Genomic DNA, 24,277 nt, shown 5'->3' with positions numbered 1-24,277 from the left:
GAAGCTAGCTTTATGCGATGTCGTACCATCGCTTCGCATTTTCGTACAGCAGCGCCGCTTTTTGCGTTACAGAAAGCGGCGTTGTCATGTCAACGAACCCCTGCCAAAGCGCGGCATACGGCATTCGCCACTGACACAGCGGAAAATTGCTGGCAAACATCATGTGATCTGTGCCAACGGTGTCCATCAAGATTTCAAAAACATAAGACGCACGCGGCCACAGCCAACGGCGATCTTGCATTTCTAATCCCGAGAACTTAAACACAACTTGCTGCGTTTCATTCAAGTCGCGAATATTCTGCCGCCATGTTTTAAACGCAAAGCTATTTACATCAATCGGCGCTATTGCAGCATGGTTTACAGCCACGTTTAGCGAAGGTGTTTGTTCTAGTACCTTTACCAGCGCATGCACGGCATTGCTATCTGCAAGATTTAACTGCGCTTCAAAAGACAAGCCTTGCGACGCCATATGAGAAAGCCCCCATTTAACTTTAGGGGTGCGTAAAAGTACTTCAGATTCGGCATCTAATATGTGACGAAGCCCGCGTACTGAGCGGTACTGCTTTAGCTTGTCGATATGACTGCCGACATTAATTCCCGTTAAATCGATACACCCAACTGAGCGGAATGGCAGCGTACAATGACGCTCCAAGAACGCAATTTCACGCCAAGGCCTTTCGTTATCGTAACCCGCTTCAATGTGAACAAAACCGCCTAACTGCCCTAACGAAACGCGATAGAGCATGTGTTCTTTAGTATGTTTTGCAATCGCTTTTTTATCTGGCCAGAAGGGGGCATTGGCTGGTTTCAGCCAGTCATAGTGCCCTTCGTTTAGTGCAAAAAAGTGGATATGAGGATCTATCCAAGTGATTGAAGACTTGCTCATCTTTGTTTATAAAACCTTGGTTATGCTATTGCTGATAAGGCATTTCGCGTTGCTTTTCTATTTAGCCCTATCTATTGTGCTCTTTCTATTGTGCTGTGTAGCCCCCATCCACCGCATACAAGCTACCCGTGATGAACGACGCTTTGTTGCTGCATAGGAAATAAGTCAGTTCAGCTACGTCTTCGGGCTGGCCCAAACGTCCAATAGGTTGTGCAGCGGCTTCTTCAGCTACCACTTCATTTTTATCTGCCCCAGAACGTGCCACGTAATTATCAATGGCGTTGTGAAATAGAGGCGTTTCGATGGTACCCGGGCATACCGCGTTAACGCGGATGTTATAGGGTGCGTAGTCAAGCGCGGTGGTTTTCGCCATAGACGCCAACGCACCTTTGCTGACCCCGTAGGCGAACGAATTGCGCTTTCCAACAAAGGACTGATCTGAGCCCATCACCACAATCGCGCCGCTGCCCTGCTCTTTCATGGTTGGCAGGCAAGACTTAATCGCGCCATACGCCCCTTTTACGTTCAAGTTTAGTACCTTATCAAGCAGCGCTTCATCAGTGTCTTCAATGGTTGCTGAAACATGTATACCGGCATTACACACCAATGCGTCTATGCGTTGATAAGAACTAATAACCTCATTTATCGCGGCTTCAATATTACGCACAACACTTACATCACAAGGCTTCCAGATAGCATTAGGTAACGCTTGCTCATAGTCTCTGATATCTAAATTCACGACTTGATAACCGTTTTGACTAAACAGCTTGCATACCGCAAAACCGATACCCAAGCTTCCCCCCGTTACAATGCAAACTGGGCTCTGCGCATCATCACTGCTATGTTTAAGGTTTTTCTTCGTGCCATCTGAATTCATGTTTTTATGTACCGTATTGCTTGTGCGTATGTGAACGGGTTATTTCAGTGTAGGCTAAGCATGCCAGTGAGAATTTGAATTGCAAGCGAGCCTACCACTTGAGTTCGCTTTTCTATATTAACATCAATACGTCAGACATCATCATCAGAGCCTGTGTGACATTTGCTGCACATTAAAAGCAACGAGTCTTGGTAAACCTATGTGTTTCTCTCATATCAGTCCGCATAGATCATTACTCACATCATCCAAATTTATTATTAACTTTCCTTTAACGGACTATTCGGACTACGCTTTTTGTGACTATAATAGACAAAATTAAAACACTTGTTTGAAAAAGGAGTCATCCATGCCTCTGTACCACGCCCCTACGACTGATTTTCAGTTCTTGTTAAAAGACTGGCTTGGACTTGATGCTCACTACGAAAAGCTCGGTATCAGCGATTTTGATAGCGAACTTGCCAACGAAATTATTGCACAGGGTGCAAAGTTTGCTTTGGATGTGGTTGCCCCTCTTAACCGTGAAGGCGATGAAGAAGGTTGTACGTTAAAAGACGGCAGCATTACCACGCCTAAAGGCTTCGCTGATGCCTATCAGGAATATGTTGCTAACGGCTGGAACGCAATGCTAGGTACTGCCGAGTACGACGGGCAAGACTTGCCGTACACCATGGCTGTGCCTGTTCACGAAATGCTAAACGCGGCGAACTTAAGCTGGCGTTTAACCACCATGCTTACTGAAAGCGCAACACTTGCGGTTACTAAGCACGCCAGTAAAGAATTAAAAGACATCTACCTTGCTAAGCTAATCAGCGGTGAGTGGACAGGTACAATGAACCTGACCGAACCTCACGCAGGAACAGATTTGAGCTTGCTTAGTACCAAAGCTGAGCCACAAGGCGACGGCAGCTATAAAGTCACCGGCAATAAGATTTTTATTACCGCAGGTGATCACGATTGGAGTTCGAACGTTATTCACCTTGTTCTAGCTCGTCTACCTGACGCCCCTAAAGGCGTTAAGGGTATCAGCTTATTCTTAGTGCCCAAGTTCCTTCCAGATGCCAGTAATGAGCCTGGCGAGGCGAACAGCTTGTCAGTGGGAAGCATCGAACACAAAATGGGTATCAAAGCGAGCCCCACATGTGTAATGAATTTTGACGGTGCAACGGGTTACCTCGTAGGTGAAGAAAACCAAGGCCTGGCATGCATGTTCACCATGATGAACGATGCTCGCTTCCAAGTAGGCCTGCAAGGTTTAGGCGCAGCCGAAGCTTCTTACCAAGGCGCGCTGACCTATGCCCGCGAACGCGTTCAGTCTCGGGCACCTCAGGGTATTCAAAATCCAGAAGGCAAAGCAGACCCAATCGTCTTTCAACCTGACGTAGCGCGTATGTTACTTACGCAGAAATCACTCATTGAGGGCTGCCGTGCACTTTCACTTTTCTACGCAAAATTCATGGACGTAGAGAAGCTTGGTGAAGGTCAAGAAAAAGAAGATGCCGATAAGATACTTCAGTTTTTAACGCCTATCTGTAAAGCCTTTATGACGGATATGGGTCTTGAAACCACCAGCCTAGGCGTGCAAGTATTCGGTGGTCACGGCTTTATTCGTGAATGGGGTATGGAACAGCTTATGCGCGACGTGCGCATTGCTATGTTATATGAAGGCACCAACGGTATTCAGGCGCTAGATCTTATTGGCCGTAAGCTTACCCGAGATGGCGGTCAGATGATGGAAGCGACCTATAATGCGTTTAACGCACTGGTTAGCGACATTCAAGATAGTGAGGCGAAAGGTCTGGCTCAAGGTATTCTTGATGACTGGCGTGCATCTTCAGCCGATTGTTTAGGTATGGATGCCACCACCGCTGCTGCAGCTGCTTGTGATTACCTAGCATACAGCGCCTATTCATTGATTGGTGTACTATGGTACAGCATGGCCGACAAAGCGCAGGCTTCAGGTAACGCGGTACTTGCCGCGTCTAAGATGAAGACACGTGACTTCTATATGGAACGTATCTTAGTGCGTCGCGATGCGCACAAAGCCGCTTATAAAGCTGGCCCTGAAAGCACGCTTGCAATATCAGGTAATGAGTTTGATTATCTGTAGGCAGCTTATACTGCTATAGCCCGTGAAATATGGGTTACGAACACAAAAAAGGTCACTATACGTGACCGTTTTTACTATGATTTGAACGAATCAATTAGTCGTTCGCTGCTACTTGGGTTGAAAACGTATCTGAAAACCAATCGTTAAGCATCGCTTTTTCATAAGAAAGCGATTCCGTGCGATTGCGACGAATATTCGATTCCATAAAATCCATATCTTTAAGTTTCACATCTTCACCACTTAAAATTACCTGACCGTCAGCATTAGCCAACGAGTAGCTAAATGTCATTCTAGGGATATCAATGCGCTTAATGATACGAACGTCGCTACCGGCGCCGTTACCGAAGCCGACAAACTGACTTGGCCAAACCTGGCCAGCCAAATCAACATTTGTTACTGTCATTGACAGCACTTGCGACTCAGGTAAGTCGCTGGCCAAATCTACAATGTGTTCTTCAAGCTCTTGTAGCGTTCGTTCGCGGAATCGTTTACGGGATTCATTGGTTGGCCTTACATCGCTGTAAGACTCAGGTTCTTCCCACGTTATCTTGACCTCAGCGGCTTGAGTGGGAGCAAACACGGTAAGGAGTCCCACCGCTGTGGCGCAGCTTAAACAAGAAAAAGTACGTAATTTATTCACTTTTATGCTCCTAAATTCAGTCGTTTAAACTATGAGTTAGCAAGACATTTAGAAAAAGCTTTGCATGCAGCAATTGTCAGCTTTTAAATCAACTTTATATCCAACCAATCTAGTTAAAACTGGCTAGTCTCGCTTTGCTACTTGCATAACTGACGACTGTTTAATGATTAGGCATAGTTGAACGCGTTTAGTTCCCGTAAAGTTTGGGTTTATATCGTCATTTTCACAATAGGTGTGGTGGAAACGTTTCACGCTAGCGCTATCAGCTGTGATCTGTTTGACATAATTCTGCTGATAAGGCTTTAAAGGGCTTAGCTGTATATTTATTCTATCTTGTAAACTCTGCAGTTCTTTTCGCTCTGGAAGAGTAGCAATAGACACCAGCCATTCGGAAAGAGAGTTTTGAATATCTTCAAAGAGATACTGAACAAAAGGAGATCGCAGCACAATTATTAAAACAATAATTTCAGCAGCGATAATAAAGAACCTAAACATGACTTCTCAGCTAACTTCGACGGACGTTCACAACAAATAGCACCCAAATGGGGCGGATTGAGACACAATATGCCCCACAACTTTTTGCTAATTTACATTATAACAACGTCCACTGTACATGATTTGGGCGTTAATTAACCATACTATTAGCATTAATAGTAGTTCGATAACTGATTGGGAATAAATACAGTAATCTATACGCAGGTATATGTAGGAACTGCTGAGCTTTGATCTACAAACCTGAATAGCTTTCAATACATGTTGAACGACCGATTACTTGCAACCTAAATTGCCGCGAATTTGAAATTTATATCTGACATTTTGTAAGTGAGCTTGCATAAGCTGTTTGCAAAAGTTTACACCAAAACTCTATCTAACCTCATTAAGCCAAATAAGCAGAAAACTTTCTGAAGTTTCAGTATTGACTGAAACTTTAAAAAGATAGACCATACGTCGCATTATTGATCTATATTAAATATGACGTGTTTAACGCAGTTATACTGCACAGGCAGTTTGTTACGTCACATAAGGTTAAGTTATGAATGAACAAATACCGGTAAAGACCGTCACGCCGGTAAAAGTACATAAACCCAAGGGCACACCCGAGGGCAAACGCCACGATTCTCGTAGTCGTATTTATGTACGAGCAGTGCAAGGCCCTTTAGAAACGTTTAGACGCATATTTGGCCTGTTCTTTTTGGGGCTTTTCGCCATCATTCCGTGGATTCAGTACAACGGTCATCAAGCCGTGCTGCTTGATATTGGCGAGCAGCGATTTACTATATTCTCACTAACCTTATGGCCTCAAGACCTCACTTTACTGGCCTATATATTCATTGTCTCCGCCTTTGCACTGTTCTTTGTCACCACTTTCGCTGGTCGTGTGTGGTGTGGATTTATGTGCCCTCAAACAACGTGGGTATACATTTATACGTGGTTCGAAGAGAAGCTCGAAGGCTCGCGCAATAAACGTATAGCGCTAGATGCTCGCAAAATGGATGCAGATAAGTTTTTGCGTAAAACGGCGAAGCATACCGCTTGGGTATTAGTAGCACTGTTAACTGCTTTAACTTTTGTCGGCTACTTCACGCCAATTGATGAGCTGTTTGTTAACTTCGTAACATTAAATACCAGTTTCTGGGCAGGGTTCTCTGTTATTTTCTTTGCCGTATGTACTTACGGAAACGCTGGCTACATGCGCGAAATCATGTGTACACATATTTGCCCTTACGCACGTTTTCAGTCAGCCATGTTCGACAAAGATACGTTCACCGTATCGTACAATGCAAAACGTGGAGAGCAACGCGGCCCACGACCTCGCAAACTTAATCACGAGCAAGTAAAAGAAAAAGGATTAGGCGACTGCATCGACTGTAACTTGTGTGTTCAAGTATGCCCAACAGGTATTGATATTCGCAATGGCTTACAATACGAATGCATCAACTGCGGCGCCTGCGTTGACGCCTGTAACGGCGTTATGGACAAGATGGGCTATCCCAAAGGCCTGATAAGCTTTACCTCGGAAGAAGAACTTGCTGGCGGTAAAACTCATATATTGCGCCCTAAATTAATTGGGTACTTTGTCGTACTTATTGTTATGACCGGTTTGCTATTCGCTAATATTTGGATGCGTAGCCCCACCGAAGTCGACATTATCCGCGATAGAAACTCGCTATACCGCGAAACGAATGAAGGGCTAATTGAGAACGTTTATACAATAAAAGTACTTAACAAAACTCAGCAAACCCAAACCTACTCTATTGCTGTAAAAGGTCTGCCTGACTACAAGTACATTGGTGAACAAACTGTAATAGTTGAAGGCGGTGCGGTGTATAGCACGCCAATTTCGGTTGCAACTGACGCCTATAATCTGGAAGATACGGTTACCGATATTTTTATCAGTGTAACCACCACTATTGATGGGGAAACGGTTACTGTTGATGAGCCAACAAAGTTCCTTTATCGATGACAGATTTTTCATTCTCTGGGCTTAGCCCAGACACCATATTAGATGCCCTGGAAAGTCAGGGCATTTTTCTTCAAAGTGGTTTGCTAGCACTAAATAGTTATGAAAACCGCGTCTACCAGTTTGTGGCTGAAGACGGTCAGCGCTATGTAGCAAAATTCTATCGCCCAGGTCGATGGACCGACGCTCAAATTCTTGAAGAACATGCGTTTGCTGCAGAGCTAATTGATAACGAAATTCCATTGGCTGCGCCAATTTCTCTCAATGGCAGCACGCTGCATCATCACACCGTGGCCGAAACTGACTATCGATTTGCGCTATTTCCTTCGGTAGGCGGCAGACAATTCGAAAATGACAACCTTGATCAACTCGAATGGATGGGGCGTTTCATTGGCCGTATTCACCGCGTGGCCCATGCTAAAGGGTTTGCACATCGTCCCTCGATTGATATTGAAAGTTACCTCGATGAACCGAAGCAGGTGCTCACGCAAAGCACACTGCTGCCAGACCATTTAAAGACAGCATTTTTTGCCATACTTAACCCCGTTATTGAAGCCACGAAAAAAGCGTATAAGCCAACATCTAGTATTCGGCTTCACGGTGACTGCCACCCAGGCAATATACTGTGGCGCGACGGTCCGACCTTCGTTGATCTTGATGATTGCCGCATGGGCCCTGCTATCCAAGATTTGTGGATGATGCTAAGCGGCGACCGCCAACAACAGCTTTTACAGCTTGATACTTTGGTGGAAGCATACGAGGAGTTTCACCCGTTTGACACTGCACAGTTGCCACTTATTGAGCCCCTGCGCGCTATGCGAATGGTACATTACATGGCATGGCTTTCACGACGCTGGGAAGACCCTGCTTTTCCGCGGGCATTTCCTTGGTTTGCTGAAGACAAATACTGGGAAGGCCAAATACTTGCTCTGAAAGAACAGCTATCAGCACTACAGGAGCCTCCGCTAAAATTGGGTTACTGATCCAACCATAACACGACTTAAAGAGCGCTTTTTCGATGACCTTTGCTCAATAACCATATGCGGGTTACGAAAAAGCGTAAGGTATAAGAAACCGTATTCGCTATCACTTTTTAACTTAGATATAATCGTTATCGTGTAGGTGCTCTTGTCTAGCTCTAATGTTAACTACGGCGACAAGAGTTAAACGGGAAATCAGTGAAAAACTGATGCTGCCCCCGCAACGGTAAACTCAACGCGTTGTCGTTTTCTTTTCATACGCCACTGTCTTTTATACGTTATCGCGCTATTGCGGACTAAGCGCCATTAGATGGGAAGGCAAAAGAGCTATTACACTTTTAGTAATGGTGAGTAAGCCCGGATACCGGCCTGTACTTCATGGTGTCGTTTGCTTGCTCACATCCATAATTAAGCAAAAACGTGCACTTTCACTAATCATGTGCTCGGGTGGAGCGCATCAAAGACAACATAAAAAACATGCGTACACATTTTACCAAAGCAGCCCTTAGCGCTGCAGTTATTTCGTGCTTAAGCACACCTGCCTTTGCTCAAACTTCTGACCAAGATATTGAAACTTTAACAGTAACAGGCACGCGTTTGCCTATTTCGTTGACCAAACTTCCTGGTTCAGTATCGGTACTAACTGAAAGTGATATTAAAGCTTCGGGCGCACTTCAACTTACCGATCTCATTCGCGGCCTACCCGGCGTTAGCTTGTCTCAGTCAGGAAGCCCTGGCGGATTAACAGAGCTACGCGTGCGCGGCGGTGAAACTAACCATCTACTCGTTTTAATTGATGGCGTTGTTGCCAACGACGTAGGCCAAGGAAGCCTGGTTGACCTTGCTCACTTAACTAGCGCAAACGTGGTGCGCATAGAGCTACTTCGAGGCCCGCAAAGTGCAAGATGGGGAAGCGGCGCTATCGGTGGCGTACTAAGCATTACTACGAAATCAGGCCAGTTTGCAGATAATGGGTCACACGTAGACTTCTCTGCTGGCGTCGGCACACAAGGTACGTTGCAGGGCAGCATGAACGCGCGCTCGCAAAGCGATAACGTAGGTATTTCTGCATACGCCAGCTACATACGTACCGACGGTGACAACGTATCTCGTGTTGGTAACGAAGATGATGGCTACGACAACATGACCGCAGGCATTAATATTAATTATGCCGCAACGTCGGAGCATACGTTAATAGCTAACCTTCGCACGGTTCAGTACGAGAACGATTACGACGGCACTGATTTTGTGACGACGGGCCTTCCTGCTGACTCAGATAACGTGACGGATGGTTCACAAATTAGTGCGAAATTAAGATGGGAATTTGCTGCGGAAAATACAGGCTATCGCTCAGCGCTAAGTGCGCATTATCGCAAAGACGATAACGATAACACTGAGTCAGGTGCAGACACTGGCGGTACCACTGGTGAGCGCATAGAGCTAAACTGGACAGGTTTCTATACCATGGATAACTGGGATTTTGCTGGCGGTGTTGAATACCTACAGCGCCTTTTTACCCAGCGCGGCCCAATTGCATTTGGCGATCCGAACCAGAAGCAGCACGACAATACTTATAGCGTATTTGCCGAGACAAATGGCCAGTTAACCGAGTCGCTAACCGCAACACTAAGCGCACGATTCGACAACAACAGTGAGTTCGACAATGCCGTAAGCTATCGCGGTGGCCTTACATGGCAGCTTAACAATTACTACGCTGTTTTTACCAGCTATGGTAAAGCTGTTAAAACACCCACCTTCACCGAGCGCTTTGGCTACTTCCCAGCAAGCTTCATAGGCAACCCAAACTTAGAACCTGAAACCAGTGAAGAATGGGAAATAGGCGTTAAGGCAAACTGGAAATCACTGTCTGCACAAATCAGCGCATACACTACCGATCTTGAAGATGAAATAAACGGTTTTGTGTTTGTATCTGACTTGGGGGCGTTCAGCGCAGATAATATTGACGGTGATAGTTCACGAGAAGGGATTGATGTAGAGCTAAACTGGGGCAGTGGCTATGGTGACCTTACTGCTGCCTATAGCTATCTAGATGCTGAACAAACTGACGGTGGTATCTCAAGCACTGAGTTACGTCGTGCGCGCCATCAAGGCTCGTTAACCTACACCACTAACTTTGGGACAGAAAAGTTCAGCTTTTACACCAAGCTGGCCTATACAGGAAGTCGTTACGATACTTTCTTCCCACCATTCCCTGAACCCTCTCAAACGTTAGCGCTTTCAGCTTATACCCTTGCTACGGTTAACTTGAGCTACCAGATAGACAAACAGTGGCAAATATCTCTGAAAGTAGATAATGCGTTTGATACCGATTATGAAGACATTGTGGGTTATGCAGGTCAGGAGCGACGAGCGCTGTTTTCTGTTAACTACGCTATGTAGTTAATTAAGGCTTAGCCTAGCAATTTAATCGGCTACATCTTGGTGTAGCCGTTTTTCGTTCAATAGTTTGACGTCTATTGTATTACTTCAGCTTTTTCTTCTAATTATTATCATTTCTTTTACCGCTAACTTAGGCTTCAGATCGTTCCCTTTCTCACGTTTTATAGTCTACCCTTCGCATTTAATGTTATTCATATTCTATTCATAGTGAGAGGTTTATTCTGCGACAATCGCTTATCCTATCGCAGACAATGTTAACCTTGTCGCGAACTAAGACCTTGTTGTGAAACAGGTCCTAGTTAAGCGAATAAGGCTGTGATAATCTCAACTTTGATAATTATTTTTTTAATACAGGATCATAATCCATGAAAAAGTTTGCAGTAATGTTTGTCATGGCAATGCTTTTGCCATTAGCAGCTTGCGCTCAAGAGCCGGTGTCTAAATGGAAAGAAGGCACGCACTATAAAGTGCTTGATAAAGAAGCCACAGATAAACCAGTTATTACTGAGTACTTCTCATTTTGGTGCCCACACTGCTTCCAATTTGAGCCAATCGTTGCACAAATTAAAGAAAAGAAAAGCGACGGTACTAAGTTCAATAAAGTACACGTAAACTTCATGCGCTTTACCGGCCCAGAAGTTCAGGACGATGCTACCAAAGCCATGCTTATTGCACGTGCAATGAAACAAGAAGATGCAATGAACAGTGCTATCTTCAACTATATTCATAAACAGCGTGCGTCTATCACAGGCTTGAAAGACCTTCGCAATATCTTCGTTGTTAACGGTGTAGACGGTGAAGAGTTTGATAAAATGGCCAAAAGCTTTGGCGTGAACAGCATGGTGCGCAAGAATCAACAGCAAATTGATGAGTATCGTGAGCACTTAACTGGTGTGCCAAGCTTTATTATCAATGGTAAATATCAGCCTACGTTTACTGCTGACATGACCTTCGACGATATCGCTGACCTAATCGTGTGGCTATCTGAGCAAAAATAATCTGGTTTATAACCAATACACTCATTAGAACTCGAATAATTAAATGGGCGCTCAGGCGCCCATTTTTACGCCTTGGAGCATCCCAATGTATGCAGTAAGTGACTTTGCTGACTTTATCTGTGAGCTTGACCAACTAAAAGCAGTTAAGCGCCAGATAACCCTCCCCTGTGATGACTATCGACAGGAAAACTCCGCAGAACACAGCTGGCATGTTGCATTAATGGCAAATATGTTAAGTGAATATGCAGCTAAACCTATCGATATTACCCGTGTTATTCGCATGATCCTCATTCACGATATCGTGGAAATTGACGCTGGCGATATGTTCGCTTTCAATCATCAAAGTGACCATGACGCGCAAGCCGAGAAAGAGCTTGCTGCAGCCAAGCGCATTTTTGGGTTGTTACCGAGTCCACTGGATAATGAAATGCTTGAGTTATGGCTTGAGTTTGAAGCAGCCGAAACCGCAGATGCAGAATTTGCTAAAGCAATGGACCGAGTGCTACCTGTTTTTCAAAACATGAAAGACAATGGGGGAAGCTGGAAACGCCATTCAATTGCAAGAGAGAAAATTGAAAAACGTAATGCCCATTTAAAATCTTGCGCACCAGCGCTGTGGGACTACGTATTGCAGCAGCTAGATATAGCTGTTGAAAAAGGTTGGCTAAGTCAATAACGACTAAGCCAACCTAAATTTGATGTGGCTATTGCGCTACGCGGTATCTAAAAACTGATTCACCCTGCGATTAAAAACGGGTACCAACCCACATCCAAAAGCGGTTAGCATCTACTTTTATATCGCCCGCGTCATAAGTACCGTACTTGATACCGAAATTATACTTTCCAGCGAACTTCTTAGTATATTGAACGTTAATTTCGCTACCTAAATCGTCAACACCATTGCTGCTATCGTCTGCAGAAAAGTCATGGTAAGCCAATAACCATTTCCCCCCTGCTAAGCCTCCAGATAGTGAAAACTTAAGGTCTTTCAAACCCTGGGCAGGCGTACCCAAAAACTGATCGGTCCATCCATTGAATTTGTGTAGAGTAGCAAGGGGCGTTGCAAATCCGTACATGCCATCGTCTGAGCCTAAAATTTCGTAATCCACTTTAGCCGTTACGCCAGAGAATGTAGCAGCTAAATATGTATTAAGATAAGACGCATCAAAATCAGTGGCAGTTTCACCCGCACCAGCTTCGCTCGATTGAGTCGCAAATTCACCACCATAAGCCCAACTAACGCTATCGCCTTTCATTTTACCATCGTAGCTTACACCATAAGTATCTAGTGCGTTGTCAGTATCGTTATCAACTTCTAACAAATAAGCATAGGCCACAAATTTACCTATCTTAGATGTATAGGTTGCGTGAAGGATGTGGTCTTTTGAATCAAGATCAGCGGCCTCTGCAAAGATACGGTTGCGCTTGTACAAATAGCCATAGAAAAGCGCTAGATTGTCCGATGCTGCATATTTAGCACTTACGGCGTCGAAGGTCTGGCGGTCTTGTCTCCAGCCAACGTGGCCAACAAATCTGTGATCATCTAGCGTAATCACTTGGCGACCTACTTTGGCAGTGAACTTGTCCGTTTTATATTGAATAAAAGCTTGGTCAACTTCCGTTGTTTCAGGGTCGGCAATTACCGAGTATTCACCTACATTAAAGCCCGTAGGCCCTACGGTAAACTCGTCCTGCCCCATTACTATGCGGCTGTCTTCAACCTCGGCGGTAAATGAGAATCCATTAACACTTCCTGAGCTAAAGCCTAAACGCGTGCGCAAAGTCAAAGCGCTAGCATCTTCTAATGCATTGTCTTGATCAACTGACTCGTAGCGCAGGTTCAGGTCTGCCCATGCTTTTGAATCACTAAGAGCGGCGTGAATATCGGCAGCCATCGCGCTGCCGCCGAATACTGTCATAACAGATGCCGCTAGCACATTCATGCTTAATTTTTGTAACGTGTTCATGTGTATTCCCTATCGGTTTTGATTTTTATTAGCCAACACTTACCCAGCCAGCATTAAAACACTGGTTGAAAAGTGAAATTCGTAGGTTGTGGGCGGTGAAGCTACCGCCCTTATCAGATGCCGATAATGCTAGGCAGCATCTGATTTTTTAGCGTCTTTTTTTTCAGATGTCACCCCGCTGGGTTTTGATGATGCGCTATTAGCGCGTGAGGTAACGGTTTCAACCTTCTTCTGCTTGTCGTATAAGAAGGTCAGTACCTCATGTCGGTAGTGGTTGTATTGTTTATTATCTGCAAGTGCTAATCGGTCTCGTGGACGCGGCAACTCAATATCCAAGATTTCGCCAATAGTGGCCGCAGGACCATTGTTCATCATAACAATGCGGTCAGATAGCAATACTGCTTCATCTACATCATGCGTTATCATGATGACGGTATTACCTAAATCAGCATGAATTTCCATTAGCGAGTCTTGAAGGTGAGCGCGCGTTAACGCGTCTAGTGCACCGAACGGTTCATCCATCAGTAACACTTTAGGCTCCATAGCCAGCGCGCGCGCAATGCCCACTCGCTGCTTCATACCACCTGAAATTTCACTAGGCAGTTTGTCAAGAGCGTGGGTCATGTGTACAAGCTCTAAGTTATGCATGATCCAGTCACGCATCTCGCTTTTACTCTTGCCCCGCATGGTCGATTTAACGGCCAGCTCTACATTTTTATATACCGTAAGCCAAGGCAACAAAGAGTGATTTTGGAACACTACGGCGCGCTCTGGCCCTGGCTGCTTTACTTCAGCACCATCTAAAATTACACCGCCTGTAGTTGCTTGGTGCAAGCCGGCAATGATGTTCAAAACCGTCGATTTACCGCAACCCGAGTGACCAATTAATGACACAAATTCACCTTTGCTAATTTTAAGATTTACATCTTGAAGCGCAGTAAATGGCCCTTTCGGTGTTGGGAAGTCGATACCTACCTGCTCTAACTCTAAGTGTTTAGTGTGCATAAATTTCTCCTCAAAATTAGCGTAAGACGCTCGACTTATCCCAGCTTACCGCGCGCTGAATTGATAGCATTAAGCGGTCTAGCACGAAGCCGATGGCACCAATAGTGAGCACTGCCACCATGATTCTGGCTAACGACTCCGAGCTGCCGTTTTGAAACTCGTCCCACACAAATTTTCCTAAACCAGGATTTTGAGCAAGCATTTCGGCAGCGATGAGTACCATCCAGCCAATACCAAGCGACAATCGAAGTCCAGTAAAAATCATGGGAATAGAAGACGGCAGTACTATCTTGGTCAGGTGTGCAAAAGGGGTAAGCCGTAGCACTTTACTCACATTGATAAGGTCTTTCTCAATGTTTGATACGCCCACTGCCGTATTTATTAGGGTTGGCCACAAGCAGCAAAGTGAAACGGTAAAGGCAGACGTTACAAAGGACTTAGAAAAAGCTGGGTCGTCACTGACATAAAGCGCACTAACCACCATGGTAACTAACGGCAACCATGCTAGCGGTGAAACTGGCTTAAATAACTGTATCAGCGGGTTTATCGCTGTGTATGCCGATTTGCTTAAGCCACATAAAATACCCACAGGCACTGCCACTACAGACGCGATAAAAAAGCCAACCATGACGGTGTAAAGGCTTGTCCATATTTGGTCGAAGAAAGTAGGCGCCCCTGTGAACTCTCTAATTTTAGGCTGATATGTAGGGTCTTGCGCTACGCGCGCTGCATTTCTTTCTTCTTGACGTTGATAGAAAGCGTCCGCTTTTTCACGCTGAGCAACGTGCTCATCTACTAAGGCACCTGCTTGCTCAAAAACCTGTGCTGGGCCTGGAAACTGCCCTAACGACGTGTCAATACTCTTTGCAACGCCATTCCAAATGGCCAAGAACATTAGCAAGCCGATAACCGGCAACAGCAACGCAGGCGTGGATTGATATAAACGGCTCAACACAGAGTTGGCGTTTGACGGCGATGATGGAAGGCGAAGAATGGTTGTCATCTTGCTCATTGCTTGCTCCTGACTCTTTGTATGCGCTAATGCGCTGTGTAAGTGCCCCGCCTTCACAAAGGCAACGACGGGGCTGTTCTACAAGACACTTACAGTACAGTGTCGCCTTTAAGACCAATGTCGAACTGCTCTAAGTAAGCGTTAGGTTTGCTTCCATCAAACGTCACGCCATCAATAAATTCACTCTGAGGTGGTTTATAACCCGTTTCCGCTCCAAACTCAGGAAAGTCAGATGCTTTAGCCTTACCTTCTGCGATTAGCGCTTTAGCAGCCTGAGCATAAACCTCTGGTTTGTATACTTTTTTGGCCGTTTCTTTATACCATTCATCAGACTTTGCTTCTGAAATTTGGCCCCAGCGGCGCATTTGAGTGAGATACCAAATTGCATCACTGTAGTACGGGTAAGTGGCGTTGTAGCGGAAGAATACGTTGAAATCTGGTACTTCACGCTTGTCGCCTTTTTCATATTCAAAAGTACCTGTCATGCTGTTAGCCAGTACATCTTCGTCTGCACCAACGTAGTTGCTCTTAGCAAGAATTTTTACTGCTTCAGGGCGGTTAGCATTGTCGTTTTCATCTAGCCACATTGCGGCACGGATTAATGCTTTGACCACGCGGATATGAGTATTAGGGTATTTTTCAGCCCAGCCTTGGCTTACGCCAAATACTTTCTCTGGGTTGTTTTTCCAGATTTCATAATCGGTGATCACAGGTACACCAATACCTTTAAATACCGCTTGTTGGTTCCATGGCTCACCAACACAGTAGCCATAGATAGTGCCGGCTTCCATTGTCGCAGGCATTTGTGGTGGAGGCGTCACAGATAATAGTGCTTGAGCATCAATTTGACCTGCAGTATCCCCTTTATGCGGTGCGTAGTACCCAGGGTGAATGCCACCAGCAGCAAGCCAATAGCGCAACTCGTAGTTATGGGTAGAAACAGGGAATACCATACCCATGTTAAATGGCTTTCCTGCATTGCGATACTCTTCAACCACTGGCTTTAAGTAATCAGCCTTAATGGGGTGCACAGGCTTGCCATTTTCTTGTGGGATGTGCGCCTTCATTTTCTCCCAAATTTCGTTCGAGACAGTAATGCCATTACCATTTAGATCCATACTAAACGCGGTAACTACATGGGATTCCGTACCAAAGCCAATTGTTGCGCCAAGTGGCTGGCCTGCAAGCATGTGAGCGCCATCTAGCTGGCCATCAATAACGCGGTCAAGCAATACTTTCCAGTTAGCTTGCGCTTCTAATGTGACGTATAGCCCTTCATCTTCGAAAAAGCCTTTCTCGTACGCCACAGCGAGTGGCGCCATATCCGTTAGTTTTATGAAACCAAACTTTAGCTCTTCTTTTTCCGGCCAACCAACTGCAGGGGCTTGTGCTGAAACAGAAGTTGAAAACGTTGCTACAGAGACAACAAGTGCAGCACAAACGCTCGCACTCGCCGCCCTTAAGCGTTCAAATAGTGATGTTGTCTTTAACCCAGTCATACGTGTTCCTCGTAACCAAAAAAAAACCCACCTGCTATCGACATTAATCTGTCTAGCATGGTGGGCTTCGTTGCCGTGTTAGTAACATCGGAGTAATTACTAACGCATCAAATTGTTGTTGGTAAGTCAGGAATTCCCGCTCACACACCTCATCTTAAAGGGAGGTTATCTAAAAGCTTTAGCTTTAAAAACCATCTTTTATTATTGTTATAATCATTTGCCATAAATGCCGGAGAAGATGGAGCTTCCTTACTGCTCTCCATTGATTCCTGATAATTTTTCTTATTCACACTATGGTAAATGTTGTGCTGTACACACTGCCAAACAGTTGTGCCGCACTCGCTGCCTTATATGACAACGTTGATATTGCACGTATTGTTTAGCAGCGAGCGTGCCAAAATTTTAAACACCTGATAAATATAAGGTTTTCAAAAAAACCAACATTATCAAAAGGGATTGATTTATGATTTGGTGCACCAAAACGGTGGAGGTGTTCAACCATGGTGCGAGTGAGCGTGCACCATGGTTGGTCTAATACAACCTAAGTAAGTGAGATGTATATTATCTTCTATAGACGTTTAGTGAATTGTCCGATGGCGTTAACCACCTCATTGGCCCCGCCTTGAATCTCTTCCATCGCATGGCCGGATTGCGTTGAGTATTCAAGTGCCTCGCGAGCTTTTTCTTGCCCAGCTTCAATTAACTGAACCGCATTCTCAGTGAGCTTTCTGTTCTCAACCACCACGTTTACTATTTCTTCGGTTGCGCTGCTTGTCCGTGAAGCCAATTGTCTGACCTCGTCAGCAACGACAGCAAACCCTCTACCTTGATCACCCGCACGAGCCGCCTCAATAGCCGCGTTCAGCGCAAGTAAATTTGTTTGGTCAGCAATTCCGCTGATACTTTTTACCAAATCAGCCACTTTCTGAGATTGCTCATCGAGGTCTTTGATCCCTTCGCTCGCATTACCCATTTGTGTTGTAAGCTCATTCATTGCTTTTACTGTGGCATTCAGCACTTCATTGCCTTTGCGCGCCTGCTCACCCGTTTCTTGCGATATATTAAACGCCACGTTTGCCGCTTCAGAGATGGCGAACTCACGCTGCATTTGCTCGGTAATTACCGTGGCAAACTTAACGACTTTATAAAGATTGCCGTCCTCATTTCTGATTGGGTTATAAGAGGCTTCTAGCCAAACTTCGTTTCCTCTGCTATCTATTCGTTTAAACCTTCCGGACTCCAATTTCCCTGCGGCTAGATCGCGCCAGAAATGTTTATACTCTTCGGAATTAGCTTCTTCTTCTGTACAAAAAACCCTATGATGCTTACCTTCTATTTGCTCTATGGTATAGCCCATACCTTTAAGAAAGTTTTCGTTCGCTGTTATTATCGTTCCATCTAAATTAAACTCAATAACTGCCGATGATCGGTGAAGTGCGGCAATCATATCGCGCAATTCGTTACTTTGAGTGATGTTTCGCGTTTGCTCTGCCATGTAGAAAGCAATGTATTTTACATTTCCATACGCATCGTCAACGGGCTGCACAATACCTCGCACCCACATTTCTTGCCCCTTTGCATCCTGAAAGCTGACCGCACCGTGCCAATGGCGATGGGTTTTAATAGCGCCTAGCATGTCCTGTGCCGCAGGCTTTTGAAGCATACTTTGACTCATTATGCTTTCCAGCGTCTTCCCTTCCAAATTACCTGACGAGTACCCGGTGGCTTGAGAGCATAAGTCGTTTATTCCGTTCACTTTACCGTTTGCACTTAACTCGATGTAAAGCATCTCTTCACGAAGCTCTTCCTGAACAGTTCGATATGCCTCAATTTCTTTTTGCAAACGCGAGTTTTCTGCTATCAACTCTTTATTTTTGAAAAACATTCTGTGCTCCTGATAATCTAAGCTTCTCTCACTGTTCAGCCCTTAAACCCTTTGCGCTCCCCAAATTAAGGTAAGATATGGTAATACACAATTAGTGACGATGAGTGCCTGAAGCTATAAGCTTTTTTTACTTTTGATTAAAGATAGCAGAGGAAAGAAAAATTTTTAGAAACTAACGAAAATAAAATAAAGTAAAAGCGTTGAAGCATTTCTTTTAATAAAAGTCCCTTTTCTTTGAAATCAAAGGAAGTAAGTTTCAAGCTTGCCATGATCGTCGACTACGGAAGCGATGTGTATACGCAGCAGTTTCGTCCATTAGATTTAGCGTCATACAATGCTTTGTCAGCGGCATTTAAAATCGTTGTTAGCGCCCAACTATCGTTTTTAGCAAATTCAACCGTTGCAACGCCTAAACTGACAGTTATTGCGGGGGCAATCGGGTTTTTACTATGCGCTATTTTTAAAGCTTCAATGGCTTTTCTAATCTCTTCAGCTTTAACTCTTGCTCCTTTTTCATCGGTATCGGGTAAAATGGCAACAAACTCTTCCCCGCCATAACGAGCGCAAAAGTCGGTGTTGCGTGCTACTACATTATTCAATTCTACGGCGACCGCTTTTAAACACTCATCGCCTTTAGTATGGCCGTAATTATCGTTGTATAACTTAAAGCTATCAACATCCAACAAAACCATTGTCAATGGCCACTTGTGACGTTTTGACATCGCCATCGCTTTTTCCATTTCCATCTCGAATGCCCGTCGATTGGGAATGTGAGTCAGTGGGTCGCTTAGGGACAAACGAGTGAGTTCTGCTTCTTGGTTTTTCACTCTTTCAAAATATAACGCAAAGGTCTTGGCTAGACGTGAAATTTCATCATTGCCTTCAAACCTAACCACTTCCTCACTACTTTTCTCGACCAGATTCGTTAACGCTATCAAGCGCATAATTATGCGCTTATAAATGTAAACGATTATGGCGCAGCATATAAACATGACAATTAAAGACAAAGCTACCGAAAGCCTAATTTGTTTTGCAACCGCTATGTTTGTGTCTAATGCATATGAAGAGGTATTTTGGGTTACAGATGAAGCGCTAAACTCGATGTTTGATGCCACTTCTTCGGCCAAGTGTTCAACAAAACTGCCACGACCTCTAGAGCGTCCTCTTATGCGCATTACGTTAGCTTGCTTATCTATCATACCCCATTTACCAAGCACCCCTTCTTCAAGCGTATTCACTAGTTCACGGCTTCGCTTATCCAATGACGATGTTCGAAGTGCCGCAATACTTTTCTCTATGCTATCCTCAAGCTTTCTCAATTCGTGCAGTTGAAACTGCTGGTTGATTTGCGCTATTTGCAAAACTAAAGGAACTAGGCTCTTAGAAGATTGAAGACCATCATACTGTCTGTTTTTTCCTTCAAATATGCTATTTAGATAGGCAAACAATACTTCTCTTTCCACCCTCACTTCTTTTTCTACATCAATACGCTGGCGTACCAGCTCATTAAGTTCCTGTATTTCTAAGGTGAGTACTTTTAGTTGTGTCGCAAGATATTTATCACTTTGTTCCACATTTGAATTAGATGAATTTAAGCGTTCAATGGTTTCGTCGAGTTGCGTTTTAATGATACGTCGCGACGATTGACTTTCAGAAGAGGTCAATCGTGCTGAAAGAGAAATCAAATGTTGAACTTCACGAGTTATTTCAGTTGCTTGGCTGAGCGTGGGGATAGAAGACGTGGTGATATCGTCAAGCACTTTTCGCACGTCATTTAAGCGCAGCAGCGACAACACCAGTATCAAAAGAAAAAATCCCATTACACTGCATTGCGCAATGATAAACAGATATAAGGTCTTTTTCTTATGCTGCATCGGCTCAACCGCCTTTTGCCATATTTATTATGCGGTTATCAGTTTCAGGCTTTATATCGTATTGATTGATGATGGCCTGCATCACAAGGTCTGATATTTGGGGAGGACGGGTGCTCATGGCCGGGCGCTTTTGAGTATTCTTCAACGCATAGAAGCCGTCTCCGCCATTAGCCAAAAAGTTACTTGTAGCCAGTGAGTAGGTTTTCGATTCATCTATTCGCTTTCCATTAATCGTGACATTCTTTACTCGTTGAAGCACTTTGGCTGAAGGGTCGAAACTATAAGACATACCCGATACATGAGGAAAACCGCCTTTTAAGTTTTGATATTGTGAAAGCCCTTCTTCCAGAGCTTGGATTAACTGAGCGCCCGTTATATCCAAAGCCACAACATGTGCACGAAATGGCATTTCAGTGACAATGTCTTGCCGAGTTATTGGTGTACCTGCCTGATATTGTTTGTTGCCTCGAATGCTGCCGCCATTTATCAAGGCAATGTCAGTCTTCGCATAGCGTTTAATGGTATCAGCGACAAAATTTACAAACGGGTTTTCTTCACGTCTCACTGCTTTGCGCGCAGTCGAAACGGCAATCTTCCATTCGCCAATCTGGATATTTAACAACCGCTTTAGACGCGCTTCGTATTCAACGAGTTGTTCATTTAACTCTGCGTCAGCCTCTATATCTTCTAACGGCTGTTCGGTATACGACGTTGCTAACCACCCAGCATTTTTCATAAAGCTAGCAACGACAGCGGTGCCCTGCTGCGTAAGTACCATACTATTAGGATGACGTGTAGTTTCGAGCATATGTTTCTCGTCTAAGCGACTGTCTGTTATAAAAGCGACATCAATGATGCGTTTGTTTAACATGGTATTTATAAAAGGGAATGGGTAGGAATAGTGCAGCAAAACGATATCCGCGCCTTCCTGACGCAGTCTCCTAGACTCCTCCATAATGGCCTTTTGAGGAGGCGTTATAATAATATCAGATAATTGGTACTCCTCTATCACTCTCTCATGTAAAACTGATATAACACCAAGAGTTAATTCTTCTTTTTCAACAATTACAGAAGTGTGCAGGCCGTCAGGGGAGCGCCCCATCCGGTTATCTATCACGTTGCTGGTTACCAATGGAAAGGCAGCCTCATAAGAACGAAGAGACAACTCATCTTCATAGAAACTAAATTCTCTTTTTGTGACCCCCATCACATCTGGCTCAAGGGAATTGAGGATATCAATAATGTGGGAACCACGGTCAAACGAGGATAGCGCGCTCGGTCCAATTGAACCGCCGCCGAAAATGAAGAAGACAGTATCACTATTTTGCCGCTGCTGTTTTACGAGGGTCTGTAGATTAGCGTAACGCCCTGTGCGGGAATCGCTAATATTAGGCATATCTGCGGTTAGAACGAAAGTTACGCTAGAGGTTGCATCCTGCTCTCGATTTTCAGATACAGCATATCCTGCTCGAAATAAGAGCGACAAGCTAGCTAAAAAGACGAGCCATTGCGTGATTCGCATAACACTACTTAAGGAGACTTTGCTAATACTATTAACAAGTATAGCAATGATTAAGTCAATGCGACGATTGACTATTTTCCTCAATCAAGAGGGTTTTACGCCCCCCGCGGTTAAGCTTCTATTTAGTAGGCAGCTAACACGGGCTATTCGACCAATACTCGGGACGTGTGATCTTTGATGGAGTTAAACGGTTATTACACCGAACGATTAAAACGGCGTTGAGCTTTTATCGCGCTGTGCCCAAAGCTGCCTTGCCTGCGATAAGGCATCTGCGACATCACACTTTTGTAACAGCACTAAATAGCTGGCAAGTGTACTCAAAATGGCTTGTTCACCATAAAGGCTACTCGCGTTACCCGCCCACACATCAAGCATATCGCCTACCTTCATCTCTTTGTCTTTGAGCGCCCATTTGTCAGCAACCACCGGCATTATTACTTCTTCGGTCTCACCATTTCGGGTAATAAATAGTTCAGTTTCCCGCTCACCATTAACTTCAGGGTCTCCGCCGTCACCACGAAAGCAAAGCGCGTCGATAGAAGGATAATTTTCGTTAACGCGGCAGTGTTTGTGGTCAAGGTGCATATGATAAACGCCCTGTACGCAAAATTGTGCAGCGGTGGGATTCAACAACCTTGCAAGCGTATTTGCGCATGAACGCAGACCAAATACCTCGCGAAGTTTAATAATTGTGTCGAGCGCAGGCAGCAAATAAGACAAGTCAAGGTAAGTCACTCCTTTTTCAGTTAACTGCTGTTTGGCATCCGCAATGCTGCTAACTTCAGGCAGGCCCAATTGGGGTAACGCTATACTTGCATAAAGGCGCCCCGAACCCGGTTCATGAGCACCGTGAAGCATAACCGAGTAACCATTGTTGGCCAGTACCGCTACGGCCAATAAGTACCACGGTAACTGGCGACGCTTTCCCGCATAGCAGCCAATATCTAACGTGGGGGTGAGGGTTTTAACTTCTGGCTCTATCAGCTCTCTGCATGCATCGACAAAGCCAATAACTTCTTCTGGTGTTTCTTCACGGGTACGAAGCAACATAAGAAATGCGCCGCGTTGATCGCCTGTCACTTCATTGGCCAACACCATTTTCATGGCATGGTAAGCTTCATCACGGGTGAGGCTACGCCCTCCTTTTTGGCCCTTACCAATAATTTTTATGTAGTCGCTAAATGGTTGCTGCATGCTCGGATGAATGTAGTAGAAGAGTATTTACCTGTTGACGAGACTCTACCACCTTTCCAAATATAAGTAACGTAGGCCCTGTTAAATTTGCAGCGTTAACTTTGCTATAAATATCGGCAAGCACGCCAGTAATTACGCGCTGTTCAGGAGACGTGGCATTTTCAATTGCCGCTACGGGCCATGTATTCGGCACCTTATTGTGAACCAAGCCTTTGCATAACCCTTCTAGTCGGCTTAGCCCCATATAAACTACCATGGTTTGCTTCAATACATTTTGCGCCATGGCTGCCATTTCTGGCCATTGTTCCGCGTCTTTAAAATGTGCCGTCATAAAACTCACCGATTGAGCACAGCGCCTATCAGTTAAAGGGATCCCCGTATAGGCTGACACGCCCGATGCCGCCGTAATACCAGGAACAATAGCAAAAGGGAGGTGGGCTTTTGTTAGCGCGTCGGTTTCTTCGCAAGTTCTTGCAAATAAGGCTGGATCACCACCTTTTAACCGCACGACAGTATGCCCTTCACTTGCCAATTCAACGACGCGTTTGCAAATAGCATCCTGAGTAAAGCTGTGCTTTTTGCAGCGCTTCCCTACATACTCTTTCACCACTTTAGAGGGAATTAGTGCAAGAATATCTTCGCTGACTAAAGCATCGAACAGCACGACATCGGCTTGCTGGAGCAGACGAAGCGCTTTTAAAGTGAGTAACTCTGCATCGCCCGGTCCAGCACCTACGATATACACGTGTCCCTGTTTACGACATTCATTGTGTCTAGTTGCTGACTTCAACCACTTATCTAGGTACGAATGCTCAGATGAAGATTGAGCATTCGCAGAGCGCTGGCTTGTGGTTTTAGTCGAGGTTCTCGCCAAAATAGCTTCGCGAGTAAACAGATTAAGAAAAGATTTCTGCGGTTTAAATAAGGTGCGCAAAAACAGTAACGACCAACTAGATGCAATTGACATAAT

Annotated in this window: 19 protein-coding genes and 1 riboswitch; of the genes, 6 read left to right on the top strand and 13 right to left on the bottom strand. The window is 44.8% G+C overall.

All coding sequences use genetic code 11. The features are described from left to right. Positions 1-10: 10 nt before the first annotated feature. On the bottom strand, positions 11-886 hold the full coding sequence (locus AC27KT_RS11490; RefSeq protein WP_487130072.1) for an amidohydrolase family protein: 876 nt from the start codon (positions 884-886) through the stop codon (positions 11-13). Positions 887-971: 85 nt separating this feature from the next. Then, a complete protein-coding gene (locus AC27KT_RS11485; RefSeq protein ID WP_487130071.1) occupies positions 972-1,763 on the bottom strand; it encodes an SDR family NAD(P)-dependent oxidoreductase in 792 nt (263 codons plus the stop codon). Positions 1,764-2,109: 346 nt separating this feature from the next. Here AC27KT_RS11485 and AC27KT_RS11480 point away from each other — a divergent pair, with 346 nt between their 5' ends. Further along, the gene (locus AC27KT_RS11480) at positions 2,110-3,870 is read left to right on the top strand and encodes an acyl-CoA dehydrogenase family protein (RefSeq protein WP_039224500.1); all 1,761 of its coding nucleotides are present in this window, start codon (positions 2,110-2,112) and stop codon (positions 3,868-3,870) included. A gap of 94 nt (positions 3,871-3,964) precedes the next feature. Here the strand turns inward: AC27KT_RS11480 and AC27KT_RS11475 are convergent, their stop codons facing one another. Together AC27KT_RS11475 and AC27KT_RS11470 are read right to left on the bottom strand one after the other, a co-directional pair. Next, a complete protein-coding gene (locus AC27KT_RS11475) occupies positions 3,965-4,510 on the bottom strand; it encodes a DUF3016 domain-containing protein (RefSeq protein WP_487130070.1) in 546 nt (181 codons plus the stop codon). Positions 4,511-4,633: 123 nt separating this feature from the next. Next, positions 4,634-5,005 (bottom strand): hypothetical protein, encoded by a 372-nt coding sequence (locus AC27KT_RS11470; RefSeq protein WP_487130069.1) that lies wholly within the window; start codon positions 5,003-5,005, stop codon positions 4,634-4,636. Between the two features lie 538 nt (positions 5,006-5,543). On the opposite strand from AC27KT_RS11470, the gene ccoG reads away from it, so the two are divergent. The 5 genes from ccoG (at position 5,544) to AC27KT_RS11445 (ending at position 12,025) form a co-directional block, all read left to right on the top strand. Next, positions 5,544-6,974, top strand: coding sequence for a cytochrome c oxidase accessory protein CcoG (ccoG, locus tag AC27KT_RS11465; protein WP_487130067.1), 1,431 nt, complete (start codon positions 5,544-5,546; stop codon positions 6,972-6,974). After that, entirely contained in the window at positions 6,971-7,954 is a 984-nt protein-coding gene (locus AC27KT_RS11460) for a serine/threonine protein kinase (RefSeq protein WP_487130065.1), read from the top strand. Before ccoG ends, AC27KT_RS11460 begins: the two co-directional genes overlap by 4 nt. Positions 7,955-8,074: 120 nt before the next feature. After that, positions 8,075-8,338, top strand: a riboswitch (cobalamin riboswitch). 90 nt (positions 8,339-8,428) lie between these two features. Further along, positions 8,429-10,351 (top strand): TonB-dependent receptor plug domain-containing protein, encoded by a 1,923-nt coding sequence (locus AC27KT_RS11455; RefSeq protein WP_487130063.1) that lies wholly within the window; start codon positions 8,429-8,431, stop codon positions 10,349-10,351. A gap of 365 nt (positions 10,352-10,716) precedes the next feature. Continuing rightward, complete coding sequence (locus tag AC27KT_RS11450; protein ID WP_487130061.1) at positions 10,717-11,349, top strand: thiol:disulfide interchange protein DsbA/DsbL; 633 nt, start codon at positions 10,717-10,719, stop codon at positions 11,347-11,349. An 85-nt stretch (positions 11,350-11,434) separates the two neighbouring features. Beyond that, a complete protein-coding gene (locus AC27KT_RS11445) occupies positions 11,435-12,025 on the top strand; it encodes an HD domain-containing protein (protein ID WP_487130059.1) in 591 nt (196 codons plus the stop codon). A 70-nt stretch (positions 12,026-12,095) separates the two neighbouring features. Here the strand turns inward: AC27KT_RS11445 and AC27KT_RS11440 are convergent, their stop codons facing one another. The 9 genes from AC27KT_RS11440 to cobA form a co-directional block, all read right to left on the bottom strand. After that, complete coding sequence (locus tag AC27KT_RS11440) at positions 12,096-13,316, bottom strand: alginate export family protein (protein ID WP_487130057.1); 1,221 nt, start codon at positions 13,314-13,316, stop codon at positions 12,096-12,098. A 129-nt stretch (positions 13,317-13,445) separates the two neighbouring features. Further along, positions 13,446-14,321 carry an ABC transporter ATP-binding protein gene (locus AC27KT_RS11435; protein ID WP_487130055.1) on the bottom strand — a complete coding sequence of 292 codons (876 nt, stop codon included), beginning with the start codon at positions 14,319-14,321 and terminating at the stop codon, positions 13,446-13,448. Between the two features lie 16 nt (positions 14,322-14,337). Then, positions 14,338-15,333 carry an ABC transporter permease gene (locus AC27KT_RS11430; RefSeq protein ID WP_487130053.1) on the bottom strand — a complete coding sequence of 332 codons (996 nt, stop codon included), beginning with the start codon at positions 15,331-15,333 and terminating at the stop codon, positions 14,338-14,340. Between the two features lie 89 nt (positions 15,334-15,422). Further along, positions 15,423-16,832: a CmpA/NrtA family ABC transporter substrate-binding protein gene (locus AC27KT_RS11425; RefSeq protein ID WP_487130051.1), complete on the bottom strand. Its 1,410-nt coding sequence runs from the start codon at positions 16,830-16,832 to the stop codon at positions 15,423-15,425. 568 nt (positions 16,833-17,400) lie between these two features. Then, positions 17,401-18,717, bottom strand: a complete 1,317-nt coding sequence (locus AC27KT_RS11420) for a methyl-accepting chemotaxis protein (protein ID WP_487130049.1) — start codon at positions 18,715-18,717, stop codon at positions 17,401-17,403. A 278-nt stretch (positions 18,718-18,995) separates the two neighbouring features. Next, positions 18,996-20,591 (bottom strand): diguanylate cyclase, encoded by a 1,596-nt coding sequence (locus tag AC27KT_RS11415; RefSeq protein WP_487130047.1) that lies wholly within the window; start codon positions 20,589-20,591, stop codon positions 18,996-18,998. Positions 20,592-20,595: 4 nt separating this feature from the next. Continuing rightward, positions 20,596-22,113 carry a bifunctional metallophosphatase/5'-nucleotidase gene (locus AC27KT_RS11410; protein WP_487130045.1) on the bottom strand — a complete coding sequence of 506 codons (1,518 nt, stop codon included), beginning with the start codon at positions 22,111-22,113 and terminating at the stop codon, positions 20,596-20,598. Positions 22,114-22,320: 207 nt separating this feature from the next. Continuing rightward, positions 22,321-23,307 carry a glycosyl transferase family protein gene (locus AC27KT_RS11405; RefSeq protein WP_487130043.1) on the bottom strand — a complete coding sequence of 329 codons (987 nt, stop codon included), beginning with the start codon at positions 23,305-23,307 and terminating at the stop codon, positions 22,321-22,323. Continuing rightward, on the bottom strand, positions 23,291-24,274 hold the full coding sequence (gene cobA, locus AC27KT_RS11400; protein WP_487130041.1) for a uroporphyrinogen-III C-methyltransferase: 984 nt from the start codon (positions 24,272-24,274) through the stop codon (positions 23,291-23,293). Before cobA ends, AC27KT_RS11405 begins: the two co-directional genes overlap by 17 nt. Positions 24,275-24,277: the final 3 nt, after the last annotated feature.

Source organism: Alteromonas sp. 5NW40-0090 (assembly GCF_057552975.1).
This window is presented reverse-complemented; position numbering and strand designations above follow the sequence as displayed.

Bases quoted from the DNA above. Each gene is read 5' to 3' on its own strand.
- AC27KT_RS11435 (WP_487130055.1), bottom strand. From the start codon at position 14,321: ATGCACACTAAACACTTAGAGTTAGAGCAGGTAGGTATCGACTTCCCA.
- AC27KT_RS11460 (WP_487130065.1), top strand. From the start codon at position 6,971: ATGACAGATTTTTCATTCTCTGGGCTTAGCCCAGACACCATATTAGAT.
- AC27KT_RS11430 (WP_487130053.1), bottom strand. From the start codon at position 15,333: ATGAGCAAGATGACAACCATTCTTCGCCTTCCATCATCGCCGTCAAAC.
- AC27KT_RS11450 (WP_487130061.1), top strand. From the start codon at position 10,717: ATGAAAAAGTTTGCAGTAATGTTTGTCATGGCAATGCTTTTGCCATTA.
- AC27KT_RS11420 (WP_487130049.1), bottom strand. From the start codon at position 18,717: ATGTTTTTCAAAAATAAAGAGTTGATAGCAGAAAACTCGCGTTTGCAA.
- AC27KT_RS11445 (WP_487130059.1), top strand. From the start codon at position 11,435: ATGTATGCAGTAAGTGACTTTGCTGACTTTATCTGTGAGCTTGACCAA.
- AC27KT_RS11490 (WP_487130072.1), bottom strand. From the start codon at position 886: ATGAGCAAGTCTTCAATCACTTGGATAGATCCTCATATCCACTTTTTT.
- cobA (WP_487130041.1), bottom strand. From the start codon at position 24,274: ATGTCAATTGCATCTAGTTGGTCGTTACTGTTTTTGCGCACCTTATTT.
- AC27KT_RS11455 (WP_487130063.1), top strand. From the start codon at position 8,429: ATGCGTACACATTTTACCAAAGCAGCCCTTAGCGCTGCAGTTATTTCG.
- AC27KT_RS11415 (WP_487130047.1), bottom strand. From the start codon at position 20,591: ATGCAGCATAAGAAAAAGACCTTATATCTGTTTATCATTGCGCAATGC.
- ccoG (WP_487130067.1), top strand. From the start codon at position 5,544: ATGAATGAACAAATACCGGTAAAGACCGTCACGCCGGTAAAAGTACAT.
- AC27KT_RS11410 (WP_487130045.1), bottom strand. From the start codon at position 22,113: ATGCGAATCACGCAATGGCTCGTCTTTTTAGCTAGCTTGTCGCTCTTA.
- AC27KT_RS11485 (WP_487130071.1), bottom strand. From the start codon at position 1,763: ATGAATTCAGATGGCACGAAGAAAAACCTTAAACATAGCAGTGATGAT.
- AC27KT_RS11425 (WP_487130051.1), bottom strand. From the start codon at position 16,832: ATGACTGGGTTAAAGACAACATCACTATTTGAACGCTTAAGGGCGGCG.
- AC27KT_RS11405 (WP_487130043.1), bottom strand. From the start codon at position 23,307: ATGCAGCAACCATTTAGCGACTACATAAAAATTATTGGTAAGGGCCAA.
- AC27KT_RS11470 (WP_487130069.1), bottom strand. From the start codon at position 5,005: ATGTTTAGGTTCTTTATTATCGCTGCTGAAATTATTGTTTTAATAATT.
- AC27KT_RS11440 (WP_487130057.1), bottom strand. From the start codon at position 13,316: ATGAACACGTTACAAAAATTAAGCATGAATGTGCTAGCGGCATCTGTT.
- AC27KT_RS11480 (WP_039224500.1), top strand. From the start codon at position 2,110: ATGCCTCTGTACCACGCCCCTACGACTGATTTTCAGTTCTTGTTAAAA.